General features: G+C 72.0%; 21 protein-coding genes. 11 read left to right on the top strand and 10 right to left on the bottom strand.

The annotated features are described in order from the left end of the window. Positions 1–25: 25 nt before the first annotated feature. The 4 genes from M8C17_RS19405 (at position 26) to M8C17_RS19390 (ending at position 4,320) form a co-directional block, all read left to right on the top strand. A complete protein-coding gene (locus M8C17_RS19405; protein WP_252417913.1) occupies positions 26–832 on the top strand; it encodes an aminoglycoside N(3)-acetyltransferase in 807 nt (268 codons plus the stop codon). Then, positions 829–1,578: a sugar isomerase domain-containing protein gene (locus tag M8C17_RS19400; protein ID WP_252417912.1), complete on the top strand. Its 750-nt coding sequence runs from the start codon at positions 829–831 to the stop codon at positions 1,576–1,578. The genes M8C17_RS19405 and M8C17_RS19400 overlap by 4 nt, the downstream gene beginning before the upstream one ends. 115 nt (positions 1,579–1,693) lie before the next feature. Further along, a complete protein-coding gene (locus M8C17_RS19395; RefSeq protein WP_252417911.1) occupies positions 1,694–2,194 on the top strand; it encodes a DUF6328 family protein in 501 nt (166 codons plus the stop codon). Positions 2,195–2,313: 119 nt separating this feature from the next. Further along, complete coding sequence (locus tag M8C17_RS19390; protein WP_252417910.1) at positions 2,314–4,320, top strand: acyl-CoA dehydrogenase family protein; 2,007 nt, start codon at positions 2,314–2,316, stop codon at positions 4,318–4,320. A 33-nt stretch (positions 4,321–4,353) separates the two neighbouring features. On the opposite strand, the gene M8C17_RS19385 is transcribed toward M8C17_RS19390, so the two are convergent. The 8 genes from M8C17_RS19385 to M8C17_RS19350 all read right to left on the bottom strand — a co-directional run bounded on the left by M8C17_RS19385 (position 4,354) and on the right by M8C17_RS19350 (position 8,885). Next, a complete protein-coding gene (locus tag M8C17_RS19385) occupies positions 4,354–4,521 on the bottom strand; it encodes a hypothetical protein (RefSeq protein ID WP_252417909.1) in 168 nt (55 codons plus the stop codon). Positions 4,522–4,531: 10 nt separating this feature from the next. Further along, entirely contained in the window at positions 4,532–5,152 is a 621-nt protein-coding gene (locus tag M8C17_RS19380) for a hypothetical protein (RefSeq protein WP_252417908.1), read from the bottom strand. Between the two features lie 105 nt (positions 5,153–5,257). After that, complete coding sequence (locus tag M8C17_RS19375) at positions 5,258–5,656, bottom strand: Fur family transcriptional regulator (RefSeq protein WP_252417907.1); 399 nt, start codon at positions 5,654–5,656, stop codon at positions 5,258–5,260. Next, entirely contained in the window at positions 5,653–5,952 is a 300-nt protein-coding gene (locus tag M8C17_RS19370) for a metalloregulator ArsR/SmtB family transcription factor (RefSeq protein ID WP_252417906.1), read from the bottom strand. The genes M8C17_RS19375 and M8C17_RS19370 overlap by 4 nt, the downstream gene beginning before the upstream one ends. A gap of 43 nt (positions 5,953–5,995) precedes the next feature. After that, positions 5,996–6,862 carry a metal ABC transporter permease gene (locus M8C17_RS19365; RefSeq protein ID WP_252417905.1) on the bottom strand — a complete coding sequence of 289 codons (867 nt, stop codon included), beginning with the start codon at positions 6,860–6,862 and terminating at the stop codon, positions 5,996–5,998. Between the two features lie 2 nt (positions 6,863–6,864). After that, on the bottom strand, positions 6,865–7,626 hold the full coding sequence (locus M8C17_RS19360; RefSeq protein WP_252417904.1) for a metal ABC transporter ATP-binding protein: 762 nt from the start codon (positions 7,624–7,626) through the stop codon (positions 6,865–6,867). Continuing rightward, positions 7,623–8,573, bottom strand: coding sequence for a metal ABC transporter substrate-binding protein (locus M8C17_RS19355; protein WP_252417903.1), 951 nt, complete (start codon positions 8,571–8,573; stop codon positions 7,623–7,625). Before M8C17_RS19355 ends, M8C17_RS19360 begins: the two co-directional genes overlap by 4 nt. 54 nt (positions 8,574–8,627) lie before the next feature. Then, positions 8,628–8,885: a hypothetical protein gene (locus M8C17_RS19350; protein ID WP_252417902.1), complete on the bottom strand. Its 258-nt coding sequence runs from the start codon at positions 8,883–8,885 to the stop codon at positions 8,628–8,630. A 29-nt stretch (positions 8,886–8,914) separates the two neighbouring features. Here M8C17_RS19350 and M8C17_RS19345 point away from each other — a divergent pair, with 29 nt between their 5' ends. From M8C17_RS19345 to dusB, 4 genes are all read left to right on the top strand, one after another. Continuing rightward, the gene (locus tag M8C17_RS19345) at positions 8,915–9,256 is read left to right on the top strand and encodes an antibiotic biosynthesis monooxygenase (protein ID WP_252417901.1); all 342 of its coding nucleotides are present in this window, start codon (positions 8,915–8,917) and stop codon (positions 9,254–9,256) included. Between the two features lie 24 nt (positions 9,257–9,280). Continuing rightward, positions 9,281–9,760: a hypothetical protein gene (locus M8C17_RS19340; RefSeq protein ID WP_252417900.1), complete on the top strand. Its 480-nt coding sequence runs from the start codon at positions 9,281–9,283 to the stop codon at positions 9,758–9,760. A gap of 113 nt (positions 9,761–9,873) precedes the next feature. After that, positions 9,874–11,253, top strand: coding sequence for a glycine--tRNA ligase (locus M8C17_RS19335; protein WP_252417899.1), 1,380 nt, complete (start codon positions 9,874–9,876; stop codon positions 11,251–11,253). Between the two features lie 64 nt (positions 11,254–11,317). Further along, positions 11,318–12,490, top strand: a complete 1,173-nt coding sequence (dusB, locus tag M8C17_RS19330) for a tRNA dihydrouridine synthase DusB (protein WP_308209493.1) — start codon at positions 11,318–11,320, stop codon at positions 12,488–12,490. A gap of 202 nt (positions 12,491–12,692) precedes the next feature. Here dusB and M8C17_RS19325 read toward each other — a convergent pair whose 3' ends face one another. Both M8C17_RS19325 and M8C17_RS19320 read right to left on the bottom strand, forming a co-directional pair. After that, complete coding sequence (locus tag M8C17_RS19325) at positions 12,693–13,349, bottom strand: C39 family peptidase (RefSeq protein ID WP_252417898.1); 657 nt, start codon at positions 13,347–13,349, stop codon at positions 12,693–12,695. Positions 13,350–13,673: 324 nt separating this feature from the next. Continuing rightward, positions 13,674–15,356 (bottom strand): beta-N-acetylhexosaminidase, encoded by a 1,683-nt coding sequence (locus M8C17_RS19320; protein WP_308209492.1) that lies wholly within the window; start codon positions 15,354–15,356, stop codon positions 13,674–13,676. 312 nt (positions 15,357–15,668) lie between these two features. Here M8C17_RS19320 and ppdK point away from each other — a divergent pair, with 312 nt between their 5' ends. The 3 genes from ppdK (at position 15,669) to M8C17_RS19305 (ending at position 20,258) form a co-directional block, all read left to right on the top strand. After that, on the top strand, positions 15,669–18,377 hold the full coding sequence (gene ppdK, locus M8C17_RS19315) for a pyruvate, phosphate dikinase (protein ID WP_252417897.1): 2,709 nt from the start codon (positions 15,669–15,671) through the stop codon (positions 18,375–18,377). 203 nt (positions 18,378–18,580) lie between these two features. After that, positions 18,581–18,934: a VOC family protein gene (locus tag M8C17_RS19310; protein WP_252417896.1), complete on the top strand. Its 354-nt coding sequence runs from the start codon at positions 18,581–18,583 to the stop codon at positions 18,932–18,934. A gap of 55 nt (positions 18,935–18,989) precedes the next feature. Beyond that, positions 18,990–20,258, top strand: coding sequence for a deoxyguanosinetriphosphate triphosphohydrolase (locus M8C17_RS19305; RefSeq protein WP_252417895.1), 1,269 nt, complete (start codon positions 18,990–18,992; stop codon positions 20,256–20,258). Positions 20,259–20,260 lie beyond the last annotated feature (2 nt).

Here is a 20,260-nt window from a genome sequence, read left to right as displayed (position 1 = left end):
GCGCCACGCAACGAGGAGGACCACCGTGACGACGGACGCCAGCGCGCCGGGCACCCGACGGACGCTCGCCGCGCAGCTTCGGCTGCTGGGCGTACGCCCAGGGGCGACGCTGCTGGTGCACGCCGGGCTGCGCTCGCTGGGCTACGTGTGCGGCGGGCCGCAGGCGGTGGCGCTCGCCCTGCGCGACGTCCTCGGCCCGGACGGCACGATCGTGGTGCCCACCCACACGCCGGACAACAGCGACCCCGCCGAGTGGCGCAACCCGCCGGTGCCGGTGGACTGGTGGCCGCTGATCCGCGCGGAGATGCCCGGTTTCGACCCGGCGGTCACGCCGAGCCGGTGCATGGGGGTGTTCGCCGAGACGATCCGCTGCTGGCCCGGCGCGCTGCGCAGCTCGCATCCACAGGTGTCGTTCGCCGCGCTCGGGCCGGCCGCCGAGCAGGTGGTGGGTGGGCACGCCAGGGCCGACATGCTCGGTGAGGGCTCTCCGCTGGCACGGCTCTACGAGCGGGACGCCGACGTGCTGCTCCTCGGCGTGGACCACGGGGTGAACACCTCACTGCACCTGGCCGAGTACCGCCGGCCGGGCCCGCCCCGGGAGCGGGTCGGGGCGGCGGTGCGCACCGCCGACGGTGGCCGCGACTGGGTGTGGTGGCAGGACGTACGGCTCGACGCGACCGACTTCGTCGCGTTGGGCCGGGACCTGGACGCCACCGGTGCGGTCCGTGCCGGACCGGTCGGCGTCGCGACCGGCAGGTTGATGCGCCAGCGGGCGGCGGTCGACTTCGCGGTGCAATGGCTGGCCCGCAACCGGACAACGGAGGACGCATGACGGTGAGCGCCGAGGACTACCTGGCCGTGGTGACCGAGACGATCGGCCGGGTGGCCGCCAGCCAGCGGGAGGCGGTGGGGCGGGCCGCCGACCTGATCGCCGACGCCGTCCGTGCCGACGGGGTGGTGCACGCCTTCGGCACCGGGCACTCGGAGGCCCTCGCCATGGAGATCGCCGGCAGGGCGGGTGGCCTCGTGCCGACCAACCGGATCGCCCTGCGTGACCTGGTGCTGCTCGGCGGGGAGCCGGCCGACCGGCTCGGCCCGCTGCTGGAACGGGATCCGGCGGTGGCGCACCGGCTCTACGAGCTGGCCCCGGTCCGGCCCTCCGACGTCTTCGTGCTCGCCTCGAACTCCGGGGTCAACGGAGCGATGGTGGAGTTCGCCACGCTGGTCAAGCAGCATGGCCACGGGCTGGTCGCGATCACCTCCGCACAGCACTCCGGCCGGATGACCTCCCGGCACCCCTCGGGGCACAAGCTGGCCGACCTCGCCGACGTGGTGCTCGACAACGGTGCGCCGTACGGCGACGCGACGCTGCCGTTGCCCGGTGGTGGCGCCGTCGGCGCGGTCTCCTCGATCACCGCGGCGCTGTTGGCGCAGCAGGTCACCGTGGAGGTGGTGGCCCGGTTGCTGGCGGCGGGGGAGCGGCCCCCGGTCTACCTGTCGGCGAACATCCCGGACGGCGACGAGCACAACGCGGCGCTGGAGGCCCGGTACGCGGGCCGCATCCGGCGTGGCTCCTGAGTCACCGCTCGGCCGGCCGGTGTCGTGAACCTGTTTCGCGCTCGGCCGGGTGGGGCATTGGCGTTGCTGCCGGCGGCCAGGACCGCCGGCAGTACCGTCTGACCGGAGGTAGCGCGTGTCGAAGGAGACCGAGAAGCAGCGTTGGCAGCGCAACTTCGCCGACCTGTTGCAGGAGTTGCGGGTCGCCCAGACCGGCGTACAGATCCTCTTCGCCTTCCTGCTCACGCTGCCGTTCAGCAACGGGTTCGGCGAGACCACCGAGTTCCAGCGGGACGTCTACATCGTCGCCCTGCTCGCCGCGGCCGCCGCCACCGCGTTGATCATCTCGCCGGTGGCGTTCCACCGGGCGCTGTTCCGGCAGGGGCGCAAGCCGGAGCTGGTCCGGTTCGCGCACCGGATGGCCAGCGGCGGGCTCGCCTTCATGCTCATCTCGATGGTCAGCGCGGTGCTGCTGATCACCGACTTCGTGCTGGACCGGCCGATCGCGTTCGTGCTGAGCGGGCTGACCGGGCTCTGGTTCCTCGGCTTCTGGGTCCTCCTGCCGTTCGCCCGGCGCAACTGGGGTGAGGACGACATCGACGACGAGGACGACGACCCACGGACCCTCGGCAGCTGACACCGCCAGAGCGATGGAACTCGATCTTCACGGACCGCTACCCCTGGGTAACACCCGGGGGTAGCGTGACGGTAGTCGCGCACGTCGACGCAGCCGCACCGATCTTCGAGGGGGCAGCCGTGACCACGACGCAGAACAACCGACCTGCACCGGACGGCCCCGACTCCGGCACCACCCCCAGCACCGCGGGCGCCGCGGCCCCGTTGTCGGCCGAGGCCGGGCAGGTCTCCGAGAAGGAGGCCCGGCAGGTCGCCGAGGCCGCCCGGGAGTCCGCCTGGGACCGGCCCAGCTTCGGCAAGGAGTTGTTCCTCGGCCGGTTCCGGCTCGACCTGATCGATCCGTGGCCCCGCTCCGACCCGGCCGACGTGGCCCGCGCCGAGGACTTCCTCGGCCGGTTCCGCGCCTTCCTGACGTCCGAGGTGGACGGCCAGGCCATCGAGCGGGCCGGGTCCATTCCGGACGCGGTGTTCCACGGGCTGGCCGACCTCGGCGCGTTCGGCATGAAGATCGACCGGAAGTACGGCGGCCTCGGGCTGAGCAACCTGCACTACTGCCGGGCGCTGATGCTGGCCGGCTCGGTCAGCCCGGCGATCGGCGCGCTGCTCTCGGCCCACCAGTCGATCGGGGTGCCGCAGCCGCTGAAGATGTTCGGCACCGCCGAGCAGAAGCAACGGTTCCTGCCCAGGCTCGCCGCCGGCGAGGTCTCGGCGTTCCTGCTCACGGAGCCGGATGTCGGCTCCGACCCGGCCCGGCTGGCCACCACCGCCGAGCCGACCGGCGACGGCACCGGCTACCGCCTCAACGGGGTGAAGCTCTGGGCCACCAACGGCATCGTGGCCACCCTGCTGGTGGTGATGGCCCGGGTGCCGGCCGCCGAGGGTCGGCGCGGCGGCATCACGGCGTTCGTGGTGGACGGTGACAGCGCCGGCATCACCGTGGAGCAGCGCAACGAGTTCGTCGGCCTGCGCGGCCTGGAGAACAGCCTCACCCGGTTCCACGACGTGTTCGTGCCGGCCGAGAACGTCATCGGCGGCGAGGGCAAGGGGCTGAAGATCGCCCTGACCACCCTCAACACCGGCCGGCTCTCACTGCCGGCGATGTGCGTGGGCGCCGGCAAGTGGGCGCTGAACGTGGCCCGCGAGTGGTCCGTCGACCGGGTCCAGTGGGGCCGACCGGTCGGCGAGCACGAGGCCGTCGCCCAGAAGCTCTCCTTCATCGCGGCGACGACGTACGGCATGGAGACCATGCTCGACCTGTGCTGCCTGCTCGCCGACGACGACCGCAACGACATCCGGATCGAGGCGGCGCTGGTCAAGCTGTACGCCAGCGAGATGGCCTGGAAGATCGCCGACGAGCTGATCCAGATCCGGGGTGGGCGCGGTTACGAGACGGCCGACTCGCTGGCCGCCCGCGGCGAACGCCCGGCCGCCGTCGAGCAGATGCTGCGCGACCTGCGGATCAACCGGATCTTCGAGGGCTCCACCGAGATCATGCACCTGTTGATCGCCCGGGAGGCGGTCGACGCCCACCTGTCGGTGGCCGGCGACATCATCGACCCGGAGGCGGGGCTCGGCCGCAAGGCCCGCGCTGGTGCCCGGGCCGGCGCCTTCTACGCGAGGTGGCTGCCCACCCTCGCCGTCGGCAAGGGGCAGAGTCCCTCGGCGTACGCCGAGTTCGGGCCGCTGGCCGCGCACCTGCGGCAGGTGGAGCGGTCATCGCGCAAGCTGGCGCGGTCGACGTTCTACGCGATGTCCCGCTGGCAGGGAAAGATGGAGCGCAAGCAGGCGTTCCTCGGCCGGGTGGTGGACATCGGCGCCGAGCTGTTCGCGATGTCGGCGGTCTGCGTCCGGGCCTTCGCCGAACGGGACAGCCGACCGGAGAACGTCGAACTCGCCGACCTCTTCTGCCGGCAGGCCCGGGTGCGGGTGGATGCGCTGTTCGGTGCCCTCTGGGACAACACCGACTCGGTCGACACGGCCGCGGCGAAACGGATCCTCGCCGGTCGCTACGCCGGCCTGGAGGACGGCGTCATCACCCCGTCCGACGAGCTGCCCTGGGTGGCCAGCTGGTCGCCCGGCCCGTCCACCGCCGAGGATGTGCGACGCCGCATCCCGCCGAAGCCGTGACCGGTGCCGCCCGGCGTGCACCCCGCCGGACGGTCAGCGGGCGACCGCCCAGGCCAGCACCGCCGCCAGGATCAGGCCGTTGAGCCCCGCCAGGGCCAGGTACGCCGCCGGTGGGATCTTCCTGCCCCGGCGGACGAAGGAGACCAGGACCGCGGCGTAGCCGAGCAGCAGGACGGCGATGACGATCAGGAAGTAGAACACGCCGACGACCTTAACGGTCCACCTGGCGGTTCCTGGCACGCAGGCCGAGCTGACGCAGTTCGAGTGCGGCGAGCGCGTCAACCGTGTCGTCGTCGCCGCGCCGCCACGCCTCCGCCACGTCGGGTGCGATCCGGGTCAACCGGCCCAGCGGCTGGGTGGCCAACGCGCGCAGGGCGAGCAGGTCCCGGCCGGCCGGCCCGGCGGCCAGCTTCGCGGCCGAGGAGGCCCGGCGCATCCAACGGACCCGCAGTGGCAGCCAACCGAACAGCACCAGACCGAGCGGGAAGATCAGCACCGCGATGGCGAGGGCGAGGGCGAGCTGGTCGACCAGTTGCTGCTGGTCACGGCCCGCGTCGGCGAGCGACCGGGCGGCGTCGGCGGCCCGCTGGAAGGGCGCGGTCAGCTCGTCGCCGACCAGCGGCACACGACCGACCTTGCTGCCGGCGTCGCCCAGGTTGTCGGCGAGCCCGCTGCCGGCACCCTCCAGCTTCTGCCCCGGTACGGCGAGCTTCTGCACCAGGTCGTGCAGCCACAGCGCGCCGCGGATCGCGACGTACACCCAGGCGACGACGAGCAGGTCGGTGAGCAACTGGCGGACGGCGGCCGGAAAGCGATCGGCGTAGATCTTCACGCGGGACAGCGTGCCACGAACGGCCCGGCACGGCACTCGTCGAATCAGCCGACGCGGAGGTGGCCGAGCTGAAGGAGGGGGTGTGGAGGGCGCCCGAGGCGTCGGTCAGCGGGCGCAGGCCGGGCAGGTGCCGAAGATCTCCAGGGTGTGGCTGACGTCGGCGTAGCCGTGTTGTGCCGCGACCCGGTCGGCCCAGCTCTCCACCGCCGGGCCGGCCACCTCGACCGTGCTCCCGCAGGCCCGGCAGACCAGGTGGTGGTGGTGCCCCTCGCTGCACCGGCGGTAGAGGTGCTCGCCGCCCGGTGGGCGCATCACGTCGATCTCACCCGCGTCGGCCAGCCCCTGCAGGGTGCGGTAGACCGTCGTCAGGCCGACCCGCTCGCCGCGCTGCCGGAGCATCGCGTGCAGATCCTGGGCGCTGTGGAAGCCCTCCATCTCGGCCAGCAGGGCGCTCACCGCCGAACGCTGCCGGGTGTTGCGCACCGCGGTGCCACTCTCGCTCATGATCCCTCCCCGGCATGGCTGACCGCGTCCGCCACGATGTGCGCCACGTGCTCGTCGACCAGGCTGTACGCGATCTCACGCCCCCGGCGTGAACCCCGCACCACGCCCGCGCCGCGCAGCACGCGCAGGTGTTGGGAAACGAGCGGTTGGGCGGCGCCCAGCTTCTCCACCAGTTCGTGCACGCACCGCTCGCCGTGGGCTAGCTCACTGACGATGGCCAGCCGGATCGGCGCCGACAGGGCGCGGAGCAACTCGCTGGCCCCATCGAACCCGTCATAGCCCGTTGCGCTGGTCACCCTGCAACGGTAACCAATACCGCCGACATCCCGCTGATCCGGCTCAGTGCAGCACGACCTCGTGCGGTTCCGGCGCCAGCGCGGCGGTCGGGGTCGCCCGGCGGCGCAACGCCCGCCAGACCCCGCCGGCAACGGCCACCACCAGGAACGAGGCGATCGCCACCAGCACCACCGAGGCACCGGGCGGGGTGTCCGCCGTGGCCGCGACCCAGACGCCGGCGCCCGCGGCGAAGAACCCGAGCGCCATCGCGGCGGTCATGGTGCTCCGGAAGCCCCGGGTGACCTGCTGGGCGGTGGCCACCGGCACCACCATCAGCGCGCTGATCAGCAGCACCCCGACGGCCCGCATGGCGATGGTCACGGTGACCGCCGTGGTGACCGCGATCAGCAGGTTCAGCGTGCGTACCGGCAGGCCGGAGACCCGCGCGTACTCCTCGTCGTGGGAGACCGCGAAGAGCGCCGGCCGCAGCGCGACCATGGTGAACAGGATGGCCGCGCCGAGCACCGCGATGGTGATCAGGTCGGAGACCTGGATGGTGGTCAGCGACCCGAACAGGTAGGCGTTGAGATTGGTGCTGGTCGCGTCGGAGAGGCCGACCAGCAGCACGCCGCCGGCGATTCCGCCGTAGAAGAGCAGAGCCAGAGCCAGGTCGCCGGAGGTACGCCCGCGGGCGCGGACCAGCTCGATGGCGATCGCGCCGAGGGTGGCGACGATGACGGCCACCAGCACCGGTGAGCGGTTGAGCAGCAGGCCGGCGCCGACGCCGGTCAACGCCACGTGCCCGACGCCGTCGCCGATCAACGCCAGCCGGCGCTGCACCAGGTAGATGCCGAGCGCCGGCGCGGCCAGGCCGATCACCAGCGCGCCGATCAGGGCACGCTGCATATAGGGGTACTGGAAGAGTTCCATGCTCAGTTGCTCCACAGCCCGGCGGGCTCGTCGGGACCGTGCGGGTGCACGTGGTCGTGGTCAGGCTCCGCGTGGTGGCCGGCCGGGTCCGGCACCGTGCCGTCATGACAGATGCCACCCTGGTGGACGACGATCGCCCGGCTGATCACCGGTCGCAGCGGGCCCAACTCGTGGGCCACCAGCAGCACCGTGCCGCCGTCGGTGACGAAGTCGCGCAGTGCACCGGCGAAGGCCTCCTGGCTGGCGGCGTCCACCCCGGCCGTGGGCTCGTCGAGGACCAGCAGCTCCGGCTGGCCGGCAAGCGCGCGGGCGATCAGGGTGCGCTGCTGCTGGCCGCCGGAGAGGGTGGCCACCGGGTCGGAGGCCCGGTCGGCGAGCCCGACCGAGCGCAGCGCCGCGTCGACGGCGGCCCGGTCGGCCGCACCCGGCGGGCGGAGCACGCCACGGCGGGCCAGCCGGCCGGAGGCCACCACCTCGCGGACGGTGGCCGGCACGCCGCCGCCGGCGCCCAGGCGCTGCGGGACGTACCCGATGCGCTCCCACTGGCGGAAGCGGCGCAACGGGCGGTCGAAGAGGGTGACCGAGCCGGCGCTGAGTGGCACCAGCCCGAGCACGGCGCGGATCAGCGTGGACTTGCCGGAGCCGTTGGCGCCGAGCACCGCGACCACCTCCCCGGCGGTCACGGTGAGTGAGACGTCCCGGAGCACGGGGCGGCCGTCGTAGCCGACCGCCCCGTGCTCGACGGTGATGACGGGTGCGCTCACGAGCAGCTCAACGCCGTCCGCAGGGTCTGCAGGTTGGTACGCATCACCGAAAGGTAGTCCCCGTCGCTGCCAGCGGCGAGCCCTTCGATCGGGTCCAGCACCGCGGTCCTCGCGCCGACCTGACCGGCGATGGTCTCGGCGACCTTCGGGCTGACCAACGTCTCGAAGAAGATCGTGGTGGCCCGGTGCTCCTTCGCCTCCTCGATCACCTGCGCGAGGCGCTGCGGCGAGGGCTCGACGTCCGGGCTCAGCCCGGTGATGCCGACCTGCTCGAGGCGGTACCGGTCGGCCAGGTAGCCGAACGCGGCGTGGCTGGTCACGATCTCACGTCGCTGGCAGGTCTGCAGGCCCTGGTTGAACTCGCCGTCCAGCGTCGTCAGGTCGGCGCGCAGCGCCGCGGAGCGGGCGGTGTAGTCGGCGGCGTGGTCCGGGTCCGCCTTGCCGAGGCGCTGGGCGAGCTGGTCGCCGATGCCGGCCAGCCGGGTCGGGTCGAGCCAGACGTGCGGGTCCTTGGCGCCCTGCTCCTCCTTGCCGTGCTCCTCCTCGCCCTCGTGGTTGTGCCCACTGGCGGTCGCGTCCAGCAACGGCTGCACGCCGGTGACGTCGAACACCCGGTCGCCCTCGCTCTGCGCGACGGCCTCGTCCACCGCCGGCTGGAAGCCCTTCAGGTAGACGATCAGCTCGGCGTCGCTGACCTGGCCGACCTGGCTGGGGCTGAGCTCCAGGTCGTGCGGCTCGGCGCCGGGCTTGGCGAGGTTGGTGACGCGGACGGCGTCGCCGCCGATCCGCTCGGCGAGGAACTGGAGGGGGTAGAACGCGGCCACCACGTCGACCCGTTGCGGGTCGGCGCCGGCGGCACCGCCGGTGGAGCAGCCGGCTGCGGCACCCAGGGCGAGCAGCGCGGTGGTGGCGGTGGCCAGGACGCGGGATGTGGTGCGGTTGGTCATGCCGGCAACTGTCCGTCGTAACGATAATGATTGTCAAAAACGCATGATTGCATGTCAGAGCAGCTTCGCCAGGCCCACCGTCACCAGCAGGGTCAGCATCAGCAGCCGGACCACCCGGGTCTGTGGAGCCTGAACCGCCCAGGTGGTCGCCAACAGGGCGACCAGGCACGCGGCGAGCGCGAGCGTCAGCAGCCCGCCGACGACGCCGGGCGTGAAGAACGCGACCAGCACCACCACCAGGGTGAGCAGGAACACCGACGTCGGGTTCGCCCCGGCCAACCGGGCCAGCAGAGGGCGCTGCGTACGCTGCATCCCACAGACTCTACGAGGAGGAACCCCGGGTGCTGGTGACCAACCGGTTCGTGGTCGACGTCGATGTCGCCGACGACTTCACCGAACGGGCGCACGCCGCCCTCACCGCGCTGGCCGCCCGACCCGGCTACCTGCGCGGACAACTGGTCCGGGCCCTCGACGACCCCCGGTACTGGACCCTGGTCACCGAGTGGGAATCCGTCGGCACCTACCGGCGGGCCCTGGGTGCCTTCGAGGTCAAGGTGAGCGCCGTGCCGTTGCTCGCCGAGTCGGTCGACGAGCCGTCCGCGTACGAGGTGCTCGCCAGCGCGGCGCCCGGCGGAGCCGTGGTGGTCGCCGAGAGTGATCGGGCTGCTGGTCCTTACCGCTGAGCCGTCGGGCACTACCCTGCTCCTATGACCGCACCCGCCCCACCGCCCGGTCCCGGGGTGGCTCCGCCGTTCGCCGCGCCGCCCACCGAGGGCCGTCGGACCCGGCTCTGGATCGGCCTCGGCGTCGGCGCGCTCGCCGTGCTGCTCTGCTGTGGTGGAGGCGGCACGGCCGTGGTCGGCCTCGCCGTCACCGGCGTCCAGGCGATCCGTGAGCAGGGCCGCACCGTGACCGGCGACTACTACCAGGCGCTGGTCGAGCGGAACTACGGGCGGGCTTACGACCAGCTCTGCGACGACGCCCAACGGCGCGAGTCCCGCCCGGAGTTCGAGCGGCGGGCCGCCGCCGAGCCGCAGGTCGCCGCGTTCCGGGTCGGTGAGGTGGACACCACCAACCTGACCGTGCCGGTGGACGTGACACTCGACGGCGGCGACCGGGAGCAGCAGCAGGTGAGCCTGGGCCAGGACGGTCAGACCGGCGGCATGGAGGTCTGCGGGGTGAGCTGACCCGCCACCGGTATTCTGCTGGGCTCGGGGCGACGGTGGTCGTACCGTTGTCCCGAACCGACCGATCCATCCACATCTGCCCCCGCCGACCGCCAGCCGGCGTAGGAGGAAACATGCCCGCAGACCGTATCGACGCCGTCGTCAGCCTCGCCAAGCGTCGAGGCTTCGTCTTCCCCTCCAGCGAGATCTACGGGGGCACCCGATCGGCGTGGGACTACGGCCCGCTCGGCGTGGAACTCAAGGAGAACGTCCGCCGGCAGTGGTGGAAGACCATGGTCCAGCAGCGCGACGACGTCGTCGGCCTCGACTCCGCGGTGATCCTGGCCCGCAAGGTGTGGGAGGCGTCCGGCCACATCGCCGAGTTCGTCGACCCGCTCACCGAGTGCCAGTTCTGCCACAAGCGGTTTCGGGCGGACCACCTGGAGGAGGCGTACGAGGCCAAGCACGGCAAGCCTCCGGTCTCGCTCGCCGAGCTCAACTGCCCCAACTGCGGCAACAAGGGCACCTTCACCGAGCCGAAGATGTTCAACGGCCTGATGAAGACCTACCTGGGCCCGGTGGAGAGCGACGAGGGGCTGCACTACCTGCGCCCGGAGACCGCCCAGGGCATCTTCGTCAACTACAAGAACGTCGAGACCGTCGCCCGCAAGAAGCCGCCGTTCGGCATCGCGCAGACCGGCAAGTCGTTCCGCAACGAGATCACCCCGGGCAACTTCATCTTCCGGACGCGCGAGTTCGAGCAGATGGAGATGGAGTTCTTCGTCGAGCCGGGCACCGACGAGCAGTGGCACGAGTACTGGCTCCAGGAGCGCTGGAACTGGTATCTCGACCTGGGGCTGTCGGCGGACAACCTGCGCCTGTTCGAGCACCCCAAGGAGAAGCTCTCCCACTACTCGAAGCGGACCGTGGACATCGAGTACCGCTTCCAGTTCGGCGGCACCGAGTTCGCCGAGTTGGAGGGCGTCGCCAACCGCACCGACTTCGACCTCTCCACGCACAGCAAGCACTCCGGCGTCGACCTGTCGTACTTCGACCAGACCAAGAGTGAGCGCTGGATGCCGTACGTCATCGAGCCGGCCGCCGGCCTGACCCGCGCGGTGCTCGCCTTCCTGCTGGAGGCGTACGACGAGGACGAGGCGCCCAACACCAAGGGTGGCGTGGACAAGCGCACGGTGATGCGGTTCGACCCGCGGCTGGCCCCGGTCAAGGTGGCGGTCCTGCCGCTGTCCCGCAACGAGGCGCTGTCGCCGAAGGCGAAGGACCTGGCCGCGCTGCTGCGCAAGCGCTGGGTGGTGGAGTTCGACGACTCGCAGGCGATCGGCCGCCGTTACCGCCGGCAGGACGAGATCGGCACCCCGTTCTGTGTGACGGTCGACTTCGACACCCTGGACGACAACGCCGTGACGGTCCGCAACCGGGACACCATGGCCCAGGAGCGGGTCTCCCTGGACCAGGTCGAGCGCTACCTGATCGAGCGCCTCCCCGGCTGCTGAGCCAGCGGGTACGGGGCTTCGGCCGACGCGGAAAGCGCCGGTCGGGGCCCCGTACACTTGTCCGGTGACCGCCTCGACCCTTCCTGCGCTGCGCCCGTTGACTCTCGGGCGGTACCAGGTGTGGCCGCCGGTGGTGCTCGCGCCGATGGCCGGGATCACCAACGTCGGGTTCCGTCGGCTCTGCCGGGAGCAGGGCGGCGGCATCTACGTCTGCGAGATGATCACGACGCGGGCGCTGGTCGAGCGCAACCCGAAGACGCTGCGCATGATCGCGTTCGGCGCGGACGAGCAGCCGCGGAGCCTCCAGCTCTACGGCACGGACCCGGAGATCACCGCCGCCGCCGTGCGGATCGTGGTCGAGCGCGACCTGGCCGACCACATCGACCTCAACTTCGGCTGCCCGGTGCCCAAGGTGACGCGCCGGGGTGGCGGCGCGGCGTTGCCGTGGCGGCGCCGGCTCTTCGCCCGGCTGGTGAAGGCCGCGGTGGACGCCGCGGCACCGGCCGGGGTGCCGGTCACCGTGAAGATGCGCAAGGGCATCGACGACGACCACCTGACGTACGTCGAGGCCGGGCTCGCCGCGCAGGACGCGGGGGTGGCCGCGGTCGCCCTGCACGGGCGGACGGCCGGGCAGCGCTACTCGGGCACCGCCGACTGGGACGCCATCGCCACCCTCAAGCAGGCCCTCGACGTGCCGGTGCTCGGTAACGGCGACATCTGGGAGGCCGACGACGCGCTGCGGATGGTCGCGCACACCGGGGTCGACGGCGTGGTGATCGGGCGGGGCTGCCTGGGTCGGCCGTGGCTCTTCGCCGACCTGGAGGCCGCCTTCAACGGTCGGCCGGAGCGGCGGATGCCCACCCTCGGCGAGGTGGCGGTGACCATGCGCCGGCACGCTGAGCTGCTGGTCGACCAGTTCGTCGCGGGCGCGCGCAACCCGGCCCGTGGTGAGCGGGACGGCTGCACCGACTTCCGCAAGCACGTCGCCTGGTATCTCAAGGGCTTCCCGGTCGGCGGCGAGCTGCGCCGTTCGCTGGCGATGATCGAGAGCCTGGCTCAACTCGACGATCTGCTCGGCAAGCTCGACCCGGCGGAGCCGTTCCCGGTGGCCGCCCTGGGTCAGCCGCGTGGGCGGACGAACTCCCCGGGCAAGGTCTTCCTGCCCGACGGCTGGCTGGCCAGCCGGGACGACGACGTCGTACCCGAGGGCGCCGAGATGGACGACTCCGGCGGCTGACCCTGCTGGCGCCCCTATCGAGCTGATGTCGCAGACGAGTCACCGCAGATGAGTCACCGCGATACCCCGAATCGCTTACGACATCAGCTCCAAAGGACCAGCGGGCCATCCGGTCCCGGCCGCACGGAACTGACCCGGGCATGACGAAAGGGCCGGGCCCCGTGGTGGGGTCCGGCCCTTGTCGTGTGGTGCTTCCGCGGGGTCAGCTGGTGGCGTAGCCGCGGGTGGCGATCCAGTCGGCGAGGTGCTCGACGGTGACCTCGTAGGAGGCGGTGTTCGGGTCCGCGGAGTCCGCGATCTTCACCACGTTCCCGCCGTCGCGGTAGCCCACGACGCTGATGTAGTGCCCGCCTTCGAAGGAGTGCACGCCGCCGTCGGTGTCGGTGGTGGTGCCGGCGATGTTGGCGACCACGGCCCGGCCGTCGTCGACGGTGCGGACGATGTCGGCGCGCAGCCGATCGGTCTGCTTGTCATCAGCGTTCGGGGTGCTGATCTCCACGCTGTGGTAGGCGTCCTTGGCGGTTTCCTTGTTCAGCACCGGGGTGATGTCGTTGATGGAGTTGGTGCCGGCCTCGGTGGTGCCCATCTCCTTGGCCATGGCGTCCACGCTGATGTCCTTGCCCTGCACGGACAGGGCGTTACGGGCGGCGGCGGGGCCGCAGTAGTAGAAGTTCGGCTGCGCCTCGTAGCGCACACCCAGCTGACGCTCACCGGAGGGCTTGCGGTCGGTCTGCGTCTGGCTGGCCGGCTTGGCATCCGACGCGGCGTAGGCGGCGGTGACGGGTCCGGCGATGGCTCCGCCGGTGAAGGCGAGCCCGGCGGCGGTCAGAGCGGTCTTACGGATCAGATCGGTACGCATGATGGCGTGCTCCTCTGCATCGGGGGATACGCACGGCACACAGAAACCAGGGGCGTGTGTCGCGCGGGAAAGTTCAGAAAAGGGGATCTGCCCGGCTGCTCGGGGGCCTGCTCGGGTGTCCGGGGGATGTAACCGTGGCGGTCGGCCGGGTGTTCCCGGCTGGGGCGCCGCGCGCCAAGGCCCGGGGCTACGGCGGCATGCCAGGTATAACGACCCCGGCCGCCCCCCGATTCCACCGTCGGGGTGCCCCCGGTCACCGTGCAGACCCGGTCGATTATCCCGAATTGTCCGGTTATCGCCGGCCTGTGCGAACTCGGCCAGGGCTCAGAGTGTCGCGGCGTCGGCCTGGCCCGGGCGACGCTGCGACGGGATGGTCGGCCAGGGGATCTCGGGTGCGCGGTGGAAGGAGATCCCGGCGGTGGCCCAGCGGGGGCCCTGGCCGGCCAGCCGGTCGCGGAAGCCGTCCCAGTCGTGTGTCGCCCGGGGCGACCAGCCCAGCTCGGCGATGGCGGGCAGCCGGGGCAGCAGCATGAACTCGATCTCGGCCAGCGAGGTGACCGATTCGGTCCAGAGCGGGGCCTCGACGCCGAGGACGGCCTCCTCCGGCACGTCCGTCACGTGTGACCCGGGATCCCAGTCGTACGCGCGTCGCACGTCGATCAGGCCGGCCCAGTCCTGCCCGATCGGGGTGTCCGGCGCGTACTTCATGTCCAGGTAGGCGTGGTTGCCGGGGGAGACGATCAGCCGGGCGCCTCGGCGTACCGCCTCGGCCGTGGTCGGGTCCTCGCCGTTCGTGCCCCACCACTGGAGCACCCGCCCGTCGACGTGCGCGGCGGGGGCGAGCTGGTGCCAGCCGACGACCGTCCTGCCCGTGTCGGCGACGATCCGCTGCACCCGCTCGACGAAATCGGTGTACACCTCGCCCTTGACCTTGAATGCCTCGTCACCGCCGATGTGCAGCCACGGGCCGGGGGTGAGTGCGGCCACCTCGCCCAGCACGTCGGCGACGAAGTCGTACGTCCGCTCGTCGGCCGGGTCGACGTAGCTGAAGCCGACCTCGGTGCCGGTGTACGGCGCGGGCGCGACCTTGTCCGGCGCGAGCTGCGGGTAGGCGACCAGCGCGGCGTGGGTGTGGCCGGGCAGGTCGATCTCCGGGACCACCGTGATGTGCCGGGCGGCGGCGTACTCGACGATCCTGCGGTAGTCGGCCTTGGTGTAGTGCCCGCCAGGCCCTTCGCCGACCTCGGTCGCGCCGCCGACGGTGGCCAGCCGTGGCCACGAGTCGACGGCGATCCGCCAGCCCTGGTCGTCGGTGAGGTGCAGGTGCAGGTGGTTGAGCTTGTAGCGGGCCAGGTGGTCGACGACCCGCAGCACGTCCTCGACGGCGAAGAAGTGTCGCGCCACGTCGAGCATCGCGCCCCGGTACGGGAACCGGGGCCGGTCGGCGATCACGCCGCCGGGCAGGACCCAGCGCCCGGCGACCGGAACCGGACTCTCGATCGCCGGGGGAAGCAGCTGACGCAGGGTCTGCGCGCCGTGGAAGAGGCCGGTGGCGGTGAACGCGGTGATGCTGACCCCGGCCCGGGTCACGACGAGCCGGTACCCCTCGGTGCCCAGGCCCTCGTCGTCGGTCAGCACCAGCGCGATGCCGCCCACCGGTGTCGGCCGGGCGGCGTCGGTCACCGGCAGCGGGTACCCGGTGGCCGGTCGCAGCAGCTCGGCGAGCTGGTCGGCGACCGCCTGCGCGGCGGGGTCGGCGCTGGCCACGATGACCGCGTCGGCCGGGAGCAGCCAGTCCTCGGCCGGGTCCGGCACGACCCGCTGCGGGGCGGGCACCACGTCGGCCAGACGAGCCGGGGCCGGCGGGGCGAGCAGCTCGGCGGCGGCCAGTTCGGCCGTCCGGGCCAGCGTGGCGGCGTCCGGTTCGTGGGCCGACAGGGGGATCGGGCCGGTGGATCCCGCAGCGTCGGGGGAGACGGCGGGTCCGGGGGAGGGGATGGTCGGCACGGCGGCAGCTCCGGGGGGTGTATTCGCGTCGGTTATGGCAAAAGCGAGGTTCACGACCGCCTTGCCGTCAAGGGTACGGCGACAGGTCGGGATGCGTGATCGTGCGCGTGGAAGCGTTCCCAAAAACCGGTACGAACGCGGATAGTCGTGATGGCTGTGCCTATTGTCACCGAACGGTCCCAGGCCACCCGATGTTCGCTTAACCTTCGCCCACCGAGCGACGTCGACCCCGGGATTACCGGTGGTCCGTTCCGGGGTATGAGGAAACTGAACCTTCGTTAAGTGTCAATCCGGCGCGCGTGGGAGGCTCTGGTGGCAGCGCAAGAGACCGTCGATCACAAGTACGTCTACGACTTCTCCGAGGGCAACAAGGACCTCAAGGACCTGCTCGGCGGCAAGGGCGCGAACCTCGCCGAGATGACCAACCTCGGCCTGCCGGTGCCCCCCGGCTTCACCATCACCACCGAGGCGTGCAAGGCGTACCTCGCGACCGGCCGGGAGCCCGACGGGCTCGCCGGCCAGATCGAGGCGCACCTGGAGTCGCTGGAGCGCGCGATGGACAAGCGTCTCGGCGACCCGCAGGACCCCCTGCTGGTCTCCGTGCGTTCCGGCGCCAAGTTCTCCATGCCGGGCATGATGGAGACCGTCCTCAACGTCGGCCTCAACGACCAGAGCGTGGTCGGCCTCTCCGCCCAGGCGGGCGGTAACGACCGATTCGCCTGGGACTCCTACCGCCGACTCATCCAGATGTTCGGCAAGACCGTCTGCGAGGTGCCGGGCGAGGAGTTCGAGCACGCCCTCGACGACATCAAGCGGGCCAAGGGCACCCACAACGACCTGGACCTGGACGCCGACGACCTGCGTGGGCTGGTCGACGCGTACAAGAAGATCTTCGTCAAGCACACCGGTCGGGAGTTCCCGCAGCAGCCGCGCGAACAGCTCGACCTGGCCATCCGGGCCGTCTTCGAGTCGTGGAACGCCGAGCGCGCGGTGCTCTACCGTCGCCAGGAGCGCATCCCGGCCGACCTCGGCACCGCGGTCAACGTGGTGACCATGGTCTTCGGCAACCTCGGCCCGGACTCCGGCACCGGCGTCGCGTTCACCCGCGACCCCGCCAGCGGAGCGCAGGGCATCTACGGCGACTACCTGGCCAACGCCCAGGGCGAGGACGTCGTCGCCGGCATCCGCAACACCGTGCCGCTGCAGGAGTTGGAGCAGCTCGACAAGTCCTCCTACGACGAACTGCTCGGCATCATGGCCCGGCTGGAGGAGCACTACAAGGATCTCTGCGACATCGAGTTCACCATCGAACGCGGCAAGCTCTGGATGTTGCAGACGCGGGTCGGCAAGCGCACCGCCGCCGCCGCGTTCGTCATCGCCGGGCAGCTCGTCGACGAGGGCCTCATCGACCTGGACGAGGCGCTGCACCGCGTGAACGGCGCCCAGCTCGCCCAGCTGATGTTCCCCCGCTTCCAGCTCGACCACGACTTCCAGCCGGTCGCCAAGGGCATCGGCGCCTCACCCGGCGCGGCGTCGGGCAAGGTGGTCTTCACCTCCGCCCGGGCCGTCGAGCTGGCCGCCGAGGGCGAGTCGGTGATCCTGGTACGCCGGGAGACCAACCCGGACGACCTGAACGGCATGATCGCCGCCCAGGGCATCCTCACCTCGCGTGGCGGTAAGACCAGCCACGCCGCGGTGGTGGCCCGGGGGATGGGCAAGACCTGCGTCTCCGGCGCCGACGAGATCGACGTGAACGTGCCGGCGAAGCGGTTCACCGTGGCCGGGCAGACCGTGACCGAGGGCGACGTCGTCTCCATCGACGGCACCACCGGCAAGGTCTACCTGGGCGAGGTGCCGGTCATGCCGTCGGAGGTGGTGCAGTACTTCGAGGGCAGTCTCGACCCCGCGCACATCGACAACGCGCTGGTCCGGGCCGTACACCGGATCATGACGCACGCCGACGGCAAGCGGCGGCTCGCGGTCCGCACGAACGCCGACACCGGCGCGGACGCCGCCCGCGCGCGGCGCTTCGGCGCCGAGGGCATCGGCCTCTGCCGCACCGAACACATGTTCCTCGGCGACCGGCGCGAGCTGGTCGAGCGCCTCATCCTGGCCCGGGCCGAGGGTGAGCGCGAGGCGGCGCTGGCGGCGCTGCTGCCGTTGCAGCGGGCCGACTTCGAGGAGATCTTCCGCGAGATGGACGGCCTGCCGGTGACCGTCCGGCTGATCGACCCGCCGCTGCACGAGTTCCTGCCGCCGCTGGAGCAGCTCGCGGTCAACGTGGCGGTCGCGCAGGAGCGCGGCGAGGACGTGGCCAAGGAGGAGGCGCTGCTCGCCGCCGTCCGGCGGATGCACGAGGAGAACCCGATGCTCGGGCTGCGGGGCGTACGCCTCGGCCTGGTCATCCCCGGCCTGTTCGCCATGCAGGTCCGCGCCATCGCCGAGGCGGCCGTCACCTGCGCCCGCGGGGGCCGGGTGGCCAAGCCGGAGATCATGGTGCCGTTGGTCGGCGCCGTGCAGGAGCTGGAGACGGTCCGCGCCGAGGCCGAGAAGATCATCGCCGAGGTGGTCGGCGACAGTGGGGTCGAGGTGCTGATCGGCACCATGATCGAAGTGCCCCGGGCGGCGCTGACCGCCGGGCAGATCGCCGAGGCCGCGGAGTTCTTCTCCTTCGGCACCAACGACCTCACCCAGATGGGCTGGGGCTTCTCCCGGGACGACGTCGAGGGCGCGTTCTTCTGGCGCTACCTGGAGTTGGGCATCTTCGGCATCTCGCCGTTCGAGTCGATCGACCGCGACGGTGTCGGCCGGCTGGTGCGGATCGCCGCCGAGGAGGGCCGGGCGGCCCGGCCCGGGTTGAAGCTCGGTGTCTGCGGTGAGCATGGCGGCGACCCCGACTCGGTGCACTTCTTCCACGAGGTCGGCCTGGACTACGTCTCCTGCTCGCCGTTCCGCGTGCCGGTGGCCCGGCTGGAGGCCGGCCGGGCGGTCGTGGAGACCGGCGGGTCGGACAGCCGCTGACGAACCGGCGTACGCCGGCGGTGGGCTCCGGCCCGCCGCCGGCGCCGTAACCCTCGGCGATCGGCTGGCAACTGCCGGCCAGTCGGCGGTTGTGCACCCCTGGGCGAGGCGTCGCGGGCAGGCCGGGTGACTCCGGCGGGCGTAATCTTGGCTCGCTCGCACACCGCCGATTGCGCACGCCGTCGAGGGGGAAGGGTGACTGCATGACCAGCGTCTGGGAGAGCCTGACCGTCGACGCCCGCGATCCGGGCCGACTGGCCCGCTGGTGGGCCGAGGCGCTCGGCTATCAGATCATCACCGAGAAGCTCGACGAGGTGGAGATCCGCCAAGCCCCCGACCGGCTCCCCGGCCTGGTCTTCGTGCCGGTGGCCGACGGCAAGGAGCGCAAGAACCGGCTGCACCTCGACCTGCGCCCCGCCGACCAGGAGGCCGAGGTCGAACGGCTGGTCGACATGGGCGCCCGGCACGTCGACATCGGCCAGGGTGACGTGGAGTGGACGGTGCTGGCCGACCCGGAGGGCAACGAGTTCTGCGTGCTCCGCGAGCGCAAGGGGTGAGCCGGGCTCGCGAGCCCCGCGGTCGTGGCAGCGGCGGGGCTGGGCCGGTGAACGGTTGACCCCACCGCCGTCCGTCGCGGCGGACGCCCGGCTGGTCGAGGAGCCGCCCAAGGACACCGGCCACCGGCGGTCACCGTACGAGCGCGACCGCGCCCGGGTGCTGCACTCCGCGGCGTTCCGCCGGCTGGCCACCAAGACCCAGGTGCACACCGCCGGCACCGACGACTTCCTGCGCACCCGGCTGACCCACTCGCTGGAGGTCGCCCAGATCGCCCGGGAGATGGGTGCCCGGCTGGGCTGCGACCCGGACGTGGTGGACGTCGCCGGGCTCGCCCACGACCTCGGGCACCCGCCGTTCGGGCACAACGGCGAGGCGGCGCTGGACCTGCTCGCCACGCCGTGCGGCGGCTTCGAGGGCAACGCGCAGACGCTGCGGGTGCTGACCCGCCTCGAGGCGAAGGTGCTCGCCCCGGACGGCTCGTCCGCCGGGCTCAACCTGACCCGTGCCTCGCTCGACGCGATCGGCAAGTACCCCTGGCAGCGCCGTCCCGGGCAGCGCAAGTTCGGGGTGTACGCCGACGACGCGGCCGTCTTCGACTGGATCCGGGCCGGCGCGCCCGGCGATCGGCGCTGCCTGGAGGCCCAGGTGATGGACTGGGCCGACGACGTCGCGTACTCGGTGCACGACGTCGAGGACGGCATCCACGGCGGGTACGTCACGCTGCGCCCGCTGCTCGACGACGCCGACGAGCGGGCGGCCCTCTGCGCCGACGTGGCCGCCGCCTACTCCGGCGAGTCGCCGGACGACCTGGGGGAGGTGCTGGTCGAGTTGCTGGCCGACCCGCTGCTCGCCCCACTCGTCGGGTACGACGGCAGCCACCGTGCCCAGGCCGCGCTGAAGGCCACCACGAGCGGGTTGACCGGCCGGTTCGTCTCGGCGGCGGTGGCCGCCACCGAGGAGCGGTACGGCGCCGGCCCGCATCGTCGCTACGCGGCGGACCTGGTGGTGCCGCGCCGGGTTCGGGCGCAGTGCGCCCTGCTCAAGGGCATCGCGCTGCGCTACGTGATGCGTCGCTCCGGCTTCCGGGGCCGCTACGAGCGGCAGAGGGTGATGCTGGCCGAGCTGGTGGCCGCGCTGGTCCGGCGGGCGCCCGACGGGCTCGACCCGGTCTTCGCCCCGCTCTGGCGGGCGGCCCCGGACGACGCCGCCCGGCTGCGGGTGGTGATCGACCAGGTCGCCTCGCTCACCGACCCGGCGGCGGTGACCTGGCACACCCGCCTGGTCGGTGGCGGTGCACCGCCGGATGCCGCCGGCGAAGATTAGGC

The sequence above is a fragment of the Micromonospora sp. RHAY321 genome, from assembly GCF_023896955.1.
Classification (GTDB): Bacteria; Actinomycetota; Actinomycetes; order Mycobacteriales; family Micromonosporaceae; genus Micromonospora.
The sequence above is the reverse complement of the archived record's forward strand: the minus strand, read 5'-3'. Positions and strand labels throughout refer to the sequence as shown.

What these genes read in the sequence shown, in the direction of transcription:
- M8C17_RS19310 (WP_252417896.1), top strand. Translation starts at nt 18,581, where the DNA reads ATGACCAGCGTCTGGGAGAGCCTGACCGTCGACGCCCGCGATCCGGGC.
- M8C17_RS19340 (WP_252417900.1), top strand. Translation starts at nt 9,281, where the DNA reads ATGACCGCACCCGCCCCACCGCCCGGTCCCGGGGTGGCTCCGCCGTTC.
- M8C17_RS19365 (WP_252417905.1), bottom strand. Translation starts at nt 6,862, where the DNA reads ATGGAACTCTTCCAGTACCCCTATATGCAGCGTGCCCTGATCGGCGCG.
- M8C17_RS19350 (WP_252417902.1), bottom strand. Translation starts at nt 8,885, where the DNA reads ATGCAGCGTACGCAGCGCCCTCTGCTGGCCCGGTTGGCCGGGGCGAAC.
- M8C17_RS19325 (WP_252417898.1), bottom strand. Translation starts at nt 13,349, where the DNA reads ATGCGTACCGATCTGATCCGTAAGACCGCTCTGACCGCCGCCGGGCTC.
- M8C17_RS19335 (WP_252417899.1), top strand. Translation starts at nt 9,874, where the DNA reads ATGCCCGCAGACCGTATCGACGCCGTCGTCAGCCTCGCCAAGCGTCGA.
- M8C17_RS19355 (WP_252417903.1), bottom strand. Translation starts at nt 8,573, where the DNA reads ATGACCAACCGCACCACATCCCGCGTCCTGGCCACCGCCACCACCGCG.
- M8C17_RS19375 (WP_252417907.1), bottom strand. Translation starts at nt 5,656, where the DNA reads ATGAGCGAGAGTGGCACCGCGGTGCGCAACACCCGGCAGCGTTCGGCG.
- M8C17_RS19400 (WP_252417912.1), top strand. Translation starts at nt 829, where the DNA reads ATGACGGTGAGCGCCGAGGACTACCTGGCCGTGGTGACCGAGACGATC.